This window comes from Kitasatospora sp. NPDC059160 (genome assembly GCF_042755465.1).
GTDB lineage: Bacteria > Actinomycetota > Actinomycetes > Streptomycetales > Streptomycetaceae > Kitasatospora.
In genome coordinates this window covers 1-13,633 of sequence record NZ_JBHZCN010000028.1, presented here as the reverse complement: position 1 = coordinate 13,633, position 13,633 = coordinate 1, and the positions used below count along the sequence as shown (strand labels likewise).

At 72.0% G+C, this 13,633-nt stretch carries 11 protein-coding genes and 1 tRNA gene; 7 read left to right on the top strand and 5 right to left on the bottom strand.

All coding sequences use genetic code 11. The annotated features are described in order from the left end of the window. Window positions 1-2: 2 nt before the first annotated feature. From ACFXOZ_RS14380 to ACFXOZ_RS14355, 6 genes are all read left to right on the top strand, one after another. On the top strand, window positions 3-1,289 hold the full coding sequence (locus ACFXOZ_RS14380) for a protein phosphatase 2C domain-containing protein (protein ID WP_380590343.1): 1,287 nt from the start codon (window positions 3-5) through the stop codon (window positions 1,287-1,289). Between the two features lie 95 nt (window positions 1,290-1,384). Then, window positions 1,385-2,740, top strand: coding sequence for a VWA domain-containing protein (locus ACFXOZ_RS14375; RefSeq protein ID WP_380523289.1), 1,356 nt, complete (start codon window positions 1,385-1,387; stop codon window positions 2,738-2,740). A gap of 84 nt (window positions 2,741-2,824) precedes the next feature. Next, a complete protein-coding gene (locus ACFXOZ_RS14370) occupies window positions 2,825-4,039 on the top strand; it encodes an FHA domain-containing protein (RefSeq protein WP_380590340.1) in 1,215 nt (404 codons plus the stop codon). A 157-nt stretch (window positions 4,040-4,196) separates the two neighbouring features. Continuing rightward, window positions 4,197-5,114 carry an ABC transporter ATP-binding protein gene (locus ACFXOZ_RS14365; RefSeq protein WP_375896259.1) on the top strand — a complete coding sequence of 306 codons (918 nt, stop codon included), beginning with the start codon at window positions 4,197-4,199 and terminating at the stop codon, window positions 5,112-5,114. Next, entirely contained in the window at window positions 5,111-6,253 is a 1,143-nt protein-coding gene (locus tag ACFXOZ_RS14360) for an ABC transporter permease (RefSeq protein ID WP_380530027.1), read from the top strand. The genes ACFXOZ_RS14365 and ACFXOZ_RS14360 overlap by 4 nt, the downstream gene beginning before the upstream one ends. A gap of 94 nt (window positions 6,254-6,347) precedes the next feature. Continuing rightward, on the top strand, window positions 6,348-6,752 hold the full coding sequence (locus tag ACFXOZ_RS14355) for a globin (RefSeq protein WP_375896264.1): 405 nt from the start codon (window positions 6,348-6,350) through the stop codon (window positions 6,750-6,752). Window positions 6,753-6,780: 28 nt separating this feature from the next. Here the strand turns inward: ACFXOZ_RS14355 and ACFXOZ_RS14350 are convergent, their stop codons facing one another. The 5 genes from ACFXOZ_RS14350 to ACFXOZ_RS14330 form a co-directional block, all read right to left on the bottom strand. Beyond that, the gene (locus ACFXOZ_RS14350; protein ID WP_375896267.1) at window positions 6,781-7,473 is read right to left on the bottom strand and encodes a hypothetical protein; all 693 of its coding nucleotides are present in this window, start codon (window positions 7,471-7,473) and stop codon (window positions 6,781-6,783) included. A gap of 39 nt (window positions 7,474-7,512) precedes the next feature. Further along, window positions 7,513-7,956 carry a thioesterase family protein gene (locus tag ACFXOZ_RS14345; protein WP_360242622.1) on the bottom strand — a complete coding sequence of 148 codons (444 nt, stop codon included), beginning with the start codon at window positions 7,954-7,956 and terminating at the stop codon, window positions 7,513-7,515. 110 nt (window positions 7,957-8,066) lie between these two features. Next, entirely contained in the window at window positions 8,067-9,731 is a 1,665-nt protein-coding gene (gene ettA / locus ACFXOZ_RS14340; RefSeq protein WP_375896271.1) for an energy-dependent translational throttle protein EttA, read from the bottom strand. 346 nt (window positions 9,732-10,077) lie between these two features. Next, window positions 10,078-11,529 carry a Cys-Gln thioester bond-forming surface protein gene (locus ACFXOZ_RS14335; protein WP_380590337.1) on the bottom strand — a complete coding sequence of 484 codons (1,452 nt, stop codon included), beginning with the start codon at window positions 11,527-11,529 and terminating at the stop codon, window positions 10,078-10,080. 355 nt (window positions 11,530-11,884) lie between these two features. Further along, a complete protein-coding gene (locus ACFXOZ_RS14330; RefSeq protein WP_380590334.1) occupies window positions 11,885-12,469 on the bottom strand; it encodes a single-stranded DNA-binding protein in 585 nt (194 codons plus the stop codon). Between the two features lie 646 nt (window positions 12,470-13,115). On the opposite strand from ACFXOZ_RS14330, the gene ACFXOZ_RS14325 reads away from it, so the two are divergent. Further along, a tRNA-Arg gene (locus ACFXOZ_RS14325) sits at window positions 13,116-13,191 on the top strand. The last annotated feature ends 442 nt before the right edge of the window (window positions 13,192-13,633 follow it).

Sequence of the window (13,633 nt, the reverse complement as noted above, 5' to 3'; positions counted from 1 at the left end):
CGATGCCGCAGCAGACCGAGTGCCCGAGCTGTTCCGAGCCGATGGACCTTGACGACGCCTACTGCGGGCGTTGCGGGGCCGGCCGGGACGGCCGGGCGGCCCCGGGCGCGATGCCCGCCAGCTGGGCCGCCGCCCGCGGTGAGGCCGTCCCGCCGCAACGCGGGCCGGTCTGCGTCAACTGCGGGCAGGCACAGGTCACCGAGGACGGTTACTGCGAGGGCTGCGGGAGCGCCCAGCCGCGCCCGCGCGACCACATGGAGAAGGCGCTCGCGGGCGTCGCCGGGGTCAGCGACCGCGGCGTGCGCCACCACCGCAACGAGGACTCCTTCACCGTCGCCGCCACCTCGCTGCCCGGCGGGGAGCCGGTCGTGGTCGCCGTGGTGTGCGACGGCGTCTCCTCCTCCGACCGCCCGGACGAGGCCTCGGAGACCGCCGTCGACGCCGCCTCCGAGTCCCTGCTGACCTCCCTGGAGGCCGGCCGCGACCCGGAGGGGGCGATGCGCACCGCGATCGCGGACGCCGCCAAGGCCGTCGCCGACCTCGCCACCGACGGCGCCGGCCCGACCAGGCCCGACGTCAACGCGCCCGCCTGCACCTACGTCAGCGCCATAGCCGCGGGCGGCCGGGTGACCATCGGCTGGGTGGGCGACACCCGGGCGTACTGGATCCCGGACGACCGGGCCGGCGCCGAACCCTTCCGGCTCACCCAGGACGACTCCTGGGCCGCCCGGATGGTCGAGGCCGGGCTGATGGGCGAGGCCGAGGCCTACGCCGACCCGCGCGCCCACGCGATCACCGGCTGGCTCGGCGCCGACGCCGAGGAGGTCGTGCCGCACACCCTCGAATTCACCCCGCACGTCCCCGGAGTGCTGCTGATCTGCACCGACGGGCTGTGGAACTACGCCGAGGCGGCCACCGACCTGGCCTACTACGTCCGCCCGGACGCCCGCACCGAACCGCTGCTGGCGGCCCAGACCCTGGTCAAGTTCGCGGTCGCGGCCGGCGGGCACGACAACATCACGGTCGCCGTGCTGCCGATCGAACCGTCCGCCGCCGCGCTGGCGGAGATCGTGGAGACGCCGACCGCGCTGGACCTCAAGATCGTCAGGCCGGCGGCCGCCGCCGGGAACGACGACTACGAGGACTACGAGCCGACCCTGCCGGACCTCCCGGTGATCGGCTCCGCCGCCGCCCCGCTGCCCCCGGCCCCGGCCGTCCCGCCGGCGCCGCCCGTGCCCCCCGTCGCCCCGCCCGTCCCGCCGCAGCCGCCGCACCCGCCGACGGCCTGACCGGTTCCGCGCGACCGGACCGACGGCCCCCGTCCGCCGGCCCGCCCCACCGACCTGATCGCATCCACCCCTCACCCGACGGGAGCCACCGCCCCATGGCAACACTGGCGAAGCCGAACCTGCCCAGGTTCGACGTGGAGATCTTCCAGAACGAGTACCTGGCCGACGGCGCCCGCGAGGTCAACGCCATCGTCACCGTCACCTCCACCGGCGGCGGCACCTCCGGCGGCCGCCCGCTCGGGCTCGCCGACGCCGGCCCGCAGGGCGGCGACGCCAACGCGGCCGTGGTGGTCCTGGTCGACTGCTCGGGCTCGATGGACTACCCCAAGACCAAGATCAACGGCGCCCGCGAGGCCACCGCCGCCGCCATCGACGCCCTGCGCGACGGCACCGCCTTCGCCGTCGTCGCCGGCACCCACGAGGCCCGCGACATCTACCCCGGCGACGGCACCCTGGCCACCGCCTCGGCGGCCACCCGGGAGCAGGCCAAGGAGTCGCTGCGCCGCCTCACCGCGGCCGGCGGCACCGCCATGGGCACCTGGCTGGCCAAGGCCGACAAGCTCTTCCTCACCCGCCGCGACATCGCCATCCGGCACGCCATCCTGCTCACCGACGGCAACAACGAGCACGAGTCCGCCGAGGACCTCGCCCGCACGATCGAGCGGGTCACCGGCCACTTCACTGCCGACTGCCGCGGCGTCGGCACCGACTGGCGGATCGACGAACTGCGCAAGATCTCCTCCGCGCTGCTCGGCACCACCGACATCGTGGCCGAGCCCTCCGGCCTCGCCGAGGACTTCCGCTCGATGATGACCGGCGCGATGGGCAAGCAGGTCGCCGACGTCGCGCTGCGGATCTGGACCCCGGCCAACGCCACCGTCAAGTTCGTCAAGCAGGTCGCCCCCGCCGTCGAGGACCTCAGCGACCGCCGCGCCGAGGCCGGCCCCCGGGCGGGCGACTACCCCACCGGCTCCTGGGGCGACGAGAGCCGCGACTACCACGTCTGCGTCGAGGTCCCGGCCGCCTCGGTCGGCAACGAGATGCTCGCCGCCCGGATCAGCCTGGTGCTGCCCCCGCAGGTCGGCGGCGGCACCCCCGAGGTGCTCAGCCAGGGCCTGGTGAAGGCCGTCTGGACGGACGACCTCGCCTCCTCCACCCGGATCAGCCCCCAGGTCGCCCACTACACCGGGCAGGCCGAGCTGGCCTCCTCCATCCAGGAGGGCCTGGAGGCCCACCGCTCGGGCGACGTCGACACCGCCACCGCCAAGCTCGGCGCCGCCGTCCGGATCGCCCACGCGACCGGCAACGAGGGCACCTTCAAGCTGCTGCAGAAGGTGGTGGACGTGGTGGACCCGAAGGAGGGTACGGTTCGGTTCCGTAAGGACGTGAGCGAGGCCGACTCGATGACCCTTGAGACCCGGTCGACCAAGACGGTACGTGTGAAGAAGTGACCGCGAAGTGACCGCTGTAGACGTGATCGGGCCGGCCGCCCGGCGCGACGCCGCACCGCACCGGCCCGAAACGAGGGGGACCTGATGCCGATCTGCCCGAGGGGCCACGAGTCGCAGGCCGAGGACTGGTGCGACTTCTGCGGCTTCCCGATGACCCCGCCGGCCCCGGCGCCCGGCGCCCACGGGGGCTACCCCGGCGCGCCCGCCGAACACCCGCAGCACGGCGGTGCGGCCTTCGGCACGCCGCCGCCACCCCCGCCGGGGGCCGTCCCGCCGCCCCCGCCCGGGGCGTTCCCACCGCCCGGCGGCTACCCGCCGCCCGGTGCCTTCCCGCCGCCGGCCGGCCCCGGACTCACCGAGGGCCTGGCCGTCTGCCCGATCTGCCGCAGCCCGCAGACCGGGCGGTTCTGCGAGGAGTGCGGCTACGACTACGAGCTGTCCGCGCCCTCCGGCCGCCAGGCGCCGGCCGGCGGCGCGCCCTCGCCGGGCCCGGCCCAGCCCCCGCCGCTGAACATCCCGGCGGCCTACGGCGGAGCCCCGGCCCCGCAGCAGCACCAGCCGCACCAGCCCCACCAGCAGCAGGCCGCGGAGTACCAGCCGCAGGCCCCGCAGCCCCACCAGCCGCAGCAGCACCAGGCCCCGCAGCAGCACCAGCCGCAGGCCCCGGAGTACCAGCCGCAGCCGGAGTACCCCCACACCTACGGCTACCCGCCGCCGGAGGGCGCCTTCCCGGAGGCCCCGGTCCGCGAGGACTCCGGCCCGGTGTACGCCCAGCCCGCCGGCCCCGGCCCGAACACCCGCGGCGGCGACTTCGGCACGTCCTTCCACCTGGCCCCGCCGCAGGCCCAGCCCGGCGCCCAGCCGGAGCCCGCCCCGGCCGGGCCGGTGCGCAGCAACTGGATCGCGGTGGTCTCGGCCGACCGCGACTACTTCACCGACATGATGGCCCGCAGCGGCCCCGAGGCGGCCGGCCTGTTCTTCCCGCCGTACTGCCCCGAGCGCCGCATCCCGCTGACCGGCCGAGGCCAGCTGCGGATCGGCCGGCGCAGCCAGCACCGGGGCACCGTCCCGGAGATCGACCTGTCGGTGCCGCCGGAGGACCCGGGCGCCTCGCACCAGCACGCGCTGCTCGCCGAACAGGCGGACGGCAGCTGGGTGCTGGTGGACCAGGGATCGACCAACGGAACCACCGTGAACGGGGGCGAGGAACCGATCTCCCCGAACACCGCCATCCCCCTGGGCGACGGCGACCGGATCCACGTAGGCGCCTGGACGACGATCACGGTGCACCGCGCCTGACCTGCGCTTTGAGCATTCGTCAGGGGTAACTCCGGCCGGGCCGGGCGGAATTCGCTTTTCCGCCCGGCCCGGCTTTTCCGGTGCCTCCCTCAGGGAATCCACAAATTCCCGTCCCCGGTGTGCACAAGACGCCCCATGAGCCCTATTCTCTGGCTTCATGACTGCTGCTATATCCGCTGACGGCATCCGCCAGCGGTACGGGGATGTGCAGGCCGTCGACGGGGTGTCGCTCACCGTCGAGGCCGGCGAGTTCTACGGGATCCTCGGTCCCAACGGGGCCGGGAAGACCACCACCATGGAGATCCTGGAAGGGGTCCGCAAGCCCGACGAGGGCCGGGTCGAGCTGCTGGGGATGGCACCCTGGCCGCGCAACCCGAAGCTGCTGCCGCGCATCGGTGTGCAGTTCCAGGCCTCCGCCTTCTTCCGGAAGCTGACCGCCCGGGAGACGATCCGCACCTTCGCGTCGTTCTACGGGGTCGGCCCCAAGCGGGCCGACGCGATGCTGGAGCGGGTCGGGCTCTCGGACAAGGCCGAGACCCTCACCGACCAGATGTCCGGCGGCCAGGCCCAGCGCCTGTCGATCGCCTGCGCCCTGGCCCACGACCCGGAGCTCGTCTTCCTGGACGAGCCCACCACCGGCCTCGACCCGCAGGCCCGCCGCAACCTCTGGGACCTGCTGCGGGACATCAACGCCGAGGGCCGCACCGTCGTCCTGACCACCCACTACCTGGACGAGGCCGAGGTGCTCTGCGACCGGGTCTCGATCATGGACCACGGCAAGATCCTGCACACCGGTGCCCCGGCGGCGCTGATCCGCGAGATCGACGACACCGTCCGGATCAGCGTGGCCTCCGGCCAGCTGCCGGTCGAGCGGGCCCGCGAGCTGCTGGCCGCGGCCGGCGCCGACGTCGCCACCCTGGAGGACGACACCGTCTCGCTCTCCGTCTCCACCCGCCTTCCGGCCCCGGTGCTCAGCGTCCTCGCCGAGCAGAACGCGCTGCGCGGCCTCGAAGTGCGCGGCGCCACCCTGGAGGACGTCTTCCTCCAGCTGACCGGACGGGAGTTCCGCGCATGACCAGCACCTCCACCGAGCCGAAGGTCCCCGCCCAGCGCGGCGGCTCGGCCGGCTCCGCCGACGGGCGGGAGCGGGTCAGCGCGTTCTGGAGCCTGTCCCGCGCGATGCTGCTCGGGATGAAGCGCGACCGCACCGCGACCTTCTTCGTCCTGCTGTTCCCGCTGGTCTTCCTGGTCTTCTTCGGCTCCGTCACCAAGGGCTCCGCCAGCCCGCACGCCAAGGTCGCCCAGGTCGGCGCGGTCAAGCTGTTCGACTCGATCCAGGGCGACGAACGGGCCGGCCTGGACAAGGTCCTCACCATCACCAGGACCGACGACGAGGCCGGCACCCTGGAGAAGGTCCGCAAGGGCGACTTCGACGCGATGATCAGCCAGGGCCCGGACGGCAAGGTGGAGCTGCGCTACACCGCCGCCGACCAGGTCAAGGCCGGCGCGGTCCAGGGCATCCTCAACTCGGTCGTCCAGAGCGCCAACCAGGCCGCCACCCACCAGCCGGCCGCCTACGTGCTGGACTCCCAGCAGGTCGAGGACCAGTCGCTCAAGCCGATCCAGTTCCTCACCCCCGGCCTGCTCGGCTGGGCCGTCGCCACCGGCGCGGTCTTCGGCGCCGCGCTGACCCTGGTCAACTGGCGCAAGTCCAAGGTGCTGCGGCGCCTGCGACTGGCCCCGATCAGCGCCGGCGCGGTGGTCAGCTCCCGGATCGCGGTCTCGCTGGTGACCGCCTTCCTGCAGACCACCGTCTTCCTGGTCGTCGCGACGAGCTTCTTCGGGCTCAAGCTCACCGGCAACTGGTGGCTGATCCTGCCGCTGGTGGCCTGCGCGACGCTCGCCTTCATGTCGATCGGCCTGCTGGCCGGCTCGGTCGCCAAGACCGAGGAGGCCGCGAACGGCATCTCGCAGCTCATCGTGCTGCCGATGTCCTTCCTGTCCGGCTCGTTCTTCCCGCTGGACGGCGCCCCGGACTGGTTGAAGACCGTCTCCCAGGTCATGCCGCTCAAGCACCTGGTGTCGGCCGCCCAGTCGGTGCTGACCCGCGGCGGCGGCGCCATGGACGCCCTGCCCGCCATGGGCGGACTGCTGCTCTTCGCGGCCGTGTTCACCGGCATCGCCTGGAAGCTGTTCAAGTGGGAGGACGCGTAGCCGTCCGCGCACTGCCCTGACCACTCAGGCCCGACGGGGTCGTACGCCTTTCGTCCCGGTGTACGGCCCCGTCGGCGTCTGCGACCATGGTCGGGTGACAGAGATCGGACGAGGCACGTTCAGCGAGGAGACCTTCTTCGAGCAGGTCGGCGGTGAGGACACCTTCCGGCGCCTGACCCGCCGCTTCTACGAGGGCATCGCCGAGGACGAGTTGCTGCGGCCGATGTACCCCGAGGAGGACCTCGGACCGGCCGAGGAGCGGATGGCGCTGTTCCTGATGCAGTACTGGGGCGGCCCGCGCACCTACAGCGACCGGCGCGGCCACCCGCGGCTGCGGATGCGGCACGCGCCGTTCAAGGTCGACAAGGCCGCCCACGACGCCTGGCTCACCCACATGCGGGCCGCCGTGGCGAGCCTGGAACTGCCCGCCGAGCACGAGCGGCAGCTGCTGGACTACCTGGTCTACGCCGCCGCCTCGATGATCAACACCCCGGGCTGAGCGTAGGCCTGCCGCTACCGCAGCAGGATCAGCGCAGCGGGCTGAGGCCCAGCCCCGCGCCCGGCGCGGCCGCGGTCCGCACCACCACCGAGCCCACCGGGGAGCTCAACCGCAGCCAGCCGCCCGCCCGGTGCACCGAGAGCGGCGCCTCGGGGCTCAGGAAACCGATCCGGTACGAGGCGTGCACGGCGCGCAGCGGCAGCTCCGGCAGCACCGAGACCGGGCGGGACCACACCTCGTCCGCCAGCCGGTCCAGCACCGCGCGGGTGCGGTGGTGGGCCGGGACGGCCTCACTGCGCTCGCGGAACTCCCCCACCGCCGCCATCAGTTCACGGCACACCTCGGCCGCCGGCGGGGTCCCGACCGGCCGCCAGCCGACCCGCGGCGGCAGCAGGCCGGCCCAGGCCGGGCCGGTCACCGGCGCGGGCAGCGCGACGGCGCCGGAGTCGGCGTCCACGCCGTCCAGCAGCTGGCCCGCGGAGACGGTCAGGTCCACCGGCTCGTCCAGGCGGTCCAGCCGGGCGGTGCGGATCGCCAGCACGCCGGACTCGCCCAGCGGCAGCCGTCCGAAGACCGCCAGCACGCCGTCCGCCGCGGCCGGGTCGACCGCCTGCAGCCGCACGGCCGCCGCCTTGTCGAAGCGCAGCAGGCGCAGCAGGAAGGCGGAGAGGTCGGCGGCCTCACCGGTGTCGGTCAGGGCGAGGCGGGCGGTGACGGTCAACGCGGCTCAGCTCGAATCGGTTCGGGGGTCCAGGGACTTTCAGACTGCCGCGCCGACCGGGGCCTCGTCCATGAACCGGGAGAGGAACTCCCGCTCCACCGGCGAGATCCGGCGCGGCCGGCCCGCGGCCAGGTCGTAGGGCACCACCACGGTGGAGGCCCGGACGTACACCGTCTCGGAGCCGTCCTCGTGGACGTCCTTGATGTCGTAGGAGACGGTCAGCGAGGCGCTGCCGATGTGCGTCACCCGGGTCTCCACGGTGACCGGCTCCGGCCGGTGCACCAGCGGGCGCTTGTAGTCGATCTCGTGGCGGGCCACCACCGAGCCGCCCGCGAACTCCCCGGCGCCGGCCTCGGCGGCCTGGGTGAACATGAAGTCGATCCGGGCCTCCTCCAGGTAGCGCAGGAAGACCACGTTGTTGACGTGCCCGAAGGCGTCCATGTCGGACCAGCGCAGCGGGCAGGCGTAGATGTGGCGAGCCACGGGTGTTCTCCTCGGTGTCCGGTCGCCCGCCGCCGAACCTCGGTGACGGGCCGCGGCCCGGCAGGCCGCCCCCGGGGGGCAGTCTGCCGGGCCGTTGTGACAGCTGGGTGTCAGCCTCGGGTCAGCTTCTTGTACGTGGCCCGGTGCGGACGGGCGGCGTCGGCGCCCAGTCGCTCGATCTTGTTCTTCTCGTACGACTCGAAGTTGCCCTCGAACCAGAACCACTTGCTCTCGCCCTCGTAGGCGAGGATGTGGGTGGCCACTCGGTCCAGGAACCAGCGGTCGTGGGAGATGACCACGGCGCAGCCGGGGAACTCCAGCAGGGCGTTCTCCAGCGAGGAGAGCGTCTCGACGTCGAGGTCGTTGGTGGGCTCGTCGAGGAGCAGCAGGTTGCCGCCCTGCTTGAGGGTGAGCGCCAGGTTCAGGCGGTTGCGCTCACCGCCGGAGAGCACGCCGGCCGGCTTCTGCTGGTCCGGGCCCTTGAAGCCGAAGGCCGACACGTAGGCGCGGGACGGCATCTCGACCTGGCCGACGTTGATCCAGTCCAGACCGTCGGAGACGACCTCCCAGAGGGTCTTCTTCGGGTCGATGTTGGCACGGCTCTGGTCGACGTAGCTGATCTTGACGGTCTCGCCGACCTTGACCTTGCCGGAGTCCGGGGTCTCCAGGTCCTGGAGCATCTTGAACAGCGTCGTCTTGCCGGCGCCGTTCGGGCCGATGATGCCGACGATGCCGTTGCGCGGCAGGGTGAAGCTGAGGTCGTCGATCAGGACCTTCTCGCCGAAGGCCTTGTTGAGGTTCTCGACCTCGATGACGACGCTGCCCAGGCGCGGGCCCGGCGGGATCTGGATCTCCTCGAAGTCCAGCTTCCGCATCTTGTCGGCCTCGGCCGCCATCTCCTCGTAACGGGCGAGGCGGGCCTTGGACTTGGCCTGGCGGCCCTTGGCGTTGGAGCGGACCCACTCCAGCTCTTCCTTGAGGCGCTTGGCGCGCTTGGCGTCCTTCTGCCCCTCGACCTTGAGACGGGACTGCTTGGTCTCCAGGTAGGTGGAGTAGTTGCCCTCGTACGGGTAGGCGCGGCCGCGGTCGAGCTCCAGGATCCACTCGGCCACGTGGTCGAGGAAGTACCGGTCGTGGGTGACGGCCACGACGGTGCCCTTGTACTTGGCCAGGTGCTGCTCCAGCCAGTTCACCGACTCGGCGTCGAGGTGGTTGGTGGGCTCGTCGAGCAGCAGCAGGTCGGGGGCCTCCAGCAGCAGCTTGCAGAGCGCCACGCGGCGCTTCTCGCCACCGGAGAGCTTGGTGACGGCCCAGTCGCCGGGCGGGCAGCCCAGGGCGTCCATGGCCTGCTCCAGCTGGGCGTCCAGGTCCCAGGCCTCGGCGTGGTCCAGCTCCTCCTGGAGCTTGCCCATCTCCTCGAGCAGGGCGTCCGAGTAGTCGGTCGCCATCAGCTCGGCGATCTCGTTGAAGCGGTCGAGCTTGCCCTTGATCTCCTTGACGCCGTCCTGGACGTTCTCCAGGACCGTCTTGGTCTCGTCGAGCGGGGGCTCCTGGAGGAGCATGCCGACGGTGAAGCCGGGCGAGAGGAAGGCGTCGCCGTTGGAGGGGTGCTCCAGGCCGGCCATCATCTTCAGCACGGTGGACTTACCGGCACCGTTGGGGCCCACGACGCCGATCTTCGCCCCGGGGAGGAAGCTGAGCGTCACGTCGTCAAGGATGACCTTGTCTCCGTGCGCCTTGCGCACCTTGCGCATCGTGTAGATGTATTCCGCCACGTGAGATCGCTCCGGCGTCGTCGGGAGTATTCGTCTTGCAGCGTTCCATTGTGCCGCACCCGGCCGGGAGCCCCGAACCGCCGGGGTGACCCCACCGGGGTATCCGCGCCGGGATGTTCGCCCCGGGGGTGTCCGCGCCCGGGGCGCGCGCACCGGGCCCGGGCCGGGCGCGGGCCGGGCGCGGGCCGGGCGCGGGCCGGGCGCGGGCCGGGAAACGCGACGGCCCGGCTCCCCGCAGCTGGTGCGGGGAGCCGGGCCGGGCTCCGCTCGTTCGGGGCCCCGGGAGGTCAGCGCCTCCCGGAGCACCGCTCAGGCGGTTCGGACCGTTTCAGACGGTTCAGGCGGTTCAGGCGGTGGTGCGACCGTGACGGCCACGGCGGCGCAGGACGAAGACCGCGGCGCCACCGGCCACGACCAGGCCACCGGCGACGGCGGCGAGGATCGGGGTGGAGTCATTGGCACCGGTCTGGGCCAGGCCACCGGTGCCCGGGGCGGCGCTGGTGGTCGACGGGGCCGGGTGGGCGGCACCGGAGCTCGGGGTGCCCGAGGGGGTGCCCGAGGGGGTGCCCGAGGGGGTGGCGGTGGTGGTGCCGCCGCCGGTCGGGGTGGTCGGGGCACCGGTCGGGGTCACGCCGGTCTTGCAGTCGAGGACCCCGGTGAACTTCTTGGAGTAGCCGTTCGGGCCGGTGACGGTGATGTCGTACTTGGTCTTCTCGGCGACCTTGACCAGCACGGTCTCGGTCTTGCCGGGCTGCACGGTGACCTTCTGGCCCGGCTGCACGGTCACCTCGGCCGGCTGGTCGCCGGTGTTGGTGACGGAGACGCGCACGCCGCCGTTGGCGCACTCCTCCTTGGCGGAGCTGTCGACGATCGCGCCCTGGCCCTGCTTCCAGGTGGCCTGGCCCGCGGCCGCGACGCTGAGCTTCTTGGAGCCGGCCAGGATCATGGTCTGGCTGTGGTTGCCCTGGTCGTCCAGGCCGCTCATGAAGACCCGGCCGCTGAGGACGGTGGTGTCGGCGGTGGCCTTGAGCACGGCCTTGCCGTCCGGGGTGCCGCCGGGGACGTCCAGGAACAGCTGGGTGTCCTTGGCGACCGGGCCGGCCAGCGTGCCGTTGACCGGCTTGCCGTCCTTGTCCAGCACCTTGATCTTGTCGGCGGCGTCGCCGGAGACGGCGAGCTTGACCTCGTTGGCGCTGGTGTTCAGCACGAACGGGCCGAGCTTGGCGCCGGACTTGCCGGAGACGGAGTCCGGGGTGAGGGTCAGCGAGGGCTTCGGCTCGGCCGCGACGCCCTTGTTGGCGTCACCCGTCAGGTAGTCGCGCAGCTTCTTGGCGTGCTCGTTGCGCGGGGTCGCGGTCTTGTTGTCCGAGAACTTCCAGATCGCGGACTGGGTGCCCGCGGCGGCGTCCTTCTCCGAGAGCTCGGTGTCGCCGATCGCCTTGCGCAGGGCGTCGATCGGCACCTGCGGGTACGAGTTCTCCAGGATCCAGCGGATCTTGGGGGCGTTCGCGTTGCCGTTGAGGGAGCTCGCGGACCAGTCGGCCTCGTGGTACTTGGCCTTGCTGTCCAGGTACACCGGGTTGTCGAAGTCGATGCAGTAGGTCTGCAGCAGCTCGCCGGAGGCCGTCTTGAGGGTGAACAGGCCCGCGTCGACGCTGTCCTTGCCCTGGACGTCGACCCGCTCGCCGAACATGTCCGGCTGGACGATCGCGGTCACGCCCGACGCGGGGGCGTCAGCCGCGACCGCCGCACCGGCCGCGAACAGTCCTCCGCCCAGCCCGATGCTGGTCGTGAGCATGACAGTGGTTATGCGGGACAGACTCCGCCCCTGCCGCTTGAACATCTGGGATCCCTCCGGAGCGGGCTTGCACCGAGTGGGCAGCCCGCCGACTTGCCGTGCCGCGCGTGCCCCCTGTGGCACTGCTGCGGGTGTGAACCAAGTGAATCCTATTGAGCCCCGGAGGCCCCGAAACCCCCATGCGAAATCAGGACGATTCCGTATCTGGATCGTTATCAACCCTCTCAGGTTCCACACAAGCTGACGTACCGACAGAATCTTTGCGCGACTTTCCGTTATCCGGACGAGATTGCGCGTGCGGGCGCAACGACGTTCTCGATCAACATATTTGTCGACAGGGAAGGTCACCGACCGGTCAGCCCAGCAGCGCCCGGTCTTCACCTCCCCGCTCCCCCTCGGACACCTCGCCCTGCTGCCCCGTCACCGCCCGCGCACCCGGCGGCGGCTCCGGCCGAGCGGGCACTGAGGCCAGCGCCGAAGCCCGGCGCGACTCCAGTGCGTCGACGATCCACCCCGGCACCGGCTCGCCCGCGGGCTTCGCGCCGGGCGGTTCCGCCGCGCCCGGCGGCTGCCCGCGCACACACGCCGCCCAACGGAACGCCGTGGTACCCCGGGTGAGGTCGTGTCCGATCGACCGGGCGTCGATCTCGACCCGACTGTGCTTCACCTCCCCTTCCGTCCACTCCCGCACCCGCAGCCGACCCGTCACCAGCACCGGCTCGCCCTTGGCCAGCGAGCCGATCAGGTTCACCGCGAGCGCCCGCCAGGCCGTCACCCTCAGCCACTGCGTCCCGCCGTCCGCCCAGCAGGCGCGCTCGCGGTCGTACCGCCGCTCGGTGCAGCCGAGGAGGAAGTCCGCCATCGGCACCCCGCCGGCGGTTTCCCCGTAGCGCACCTCGGTCGCGACATTGCCGAGCACCGTCACCTGAACCTCGTTCACAGCGCACTCCCCGTTCTCGCCGACGCACCGTACGGAATCGAGCGGTGCGAGTTCAGAGTGCGTCCCGGAAGAAATCACGACCACCCGGTTCCGAAATCCTGTGGACAACTAGTAGGCCGATCGGCAGGGTGAAAAACGGCCGTCACTCACAGGGGTGAATTTCGGCCTTCGCGCACCGCTCGGCTACCATCTCTTCGCGGTCATGACAACAAACGGCCAGATCGCGGCCACCCCCGCAGCACGGCGGAACACCCGGGCCGGGCCGTCCGCGCACGTCATCACGCCGGAGCGAGCCGAATAGGACCCCCCACCCGCACCGGCGGCGGGACATTCTCCGTGTCGAATCCATAACGGGTGGGGAGGCAGCCCCGTAACGACTGCACAACGTCCGGCCCGGAACTGTCCCAGACCGCTGCACACACGGTCTCCACCTGCGATTATCGGACCGCTCCACCGAACCGACACACCAACGACGGTGTCGTCACACCCGGCCGAGGAACTGGACACCCTTATCCTGTCCCCGACAAGGGCGAGGGCCCACCAACCCCCACCCCCACCCTCAGGTACGGGGCCGGACAACGTGCGCGCCCAGCGCTCGTCGCCCGATCCCGGCCACGGTCACGCCCGCCAGGGCGCCGTCCGTCCCGCCCCCATAGCTCAGCGGATAGAGCACCCGCCTTCTAAGCGGTAGGTCGCAGGTTCGAATCCTGCTGGGGGCGCCACCCTGCGAATTTCCGCAGGCCATCGCGCCCGTGAGTACTTTCCGTGGCCGTTTATCACCTCCGGGTAATCCAGCACCCACCGCGCATAACCCGTGACAATGCGTGTCATGACCGCCGCGAAAGCCGGTCGGGCGGAAAACCGGAATTCCGGGCGAATCCCCCACCCTTGAACGAAACAGCCGCCCGAACGGCCGACCGGCGAAATCCGACAAAAGCCGGACAGAGGCGCCCGGGACGCCTCACCCCGGGGCCGGAACCCGGCTCGCGACCGAACTGCGACCGCACCGCGGCGGGACCCGCGGCCGAACTGCCGCAGGCCCGCGGTCGAAGTCCCGTCGCCCGGGAGGGGACTAGGGCCTGTCCGGCGGATCTTGCCAGGCGCGCGACGCCGGGCATCCCGCCTGGACGCACGCCCGAATCGCCCAAGTACGTCCAGTACGAG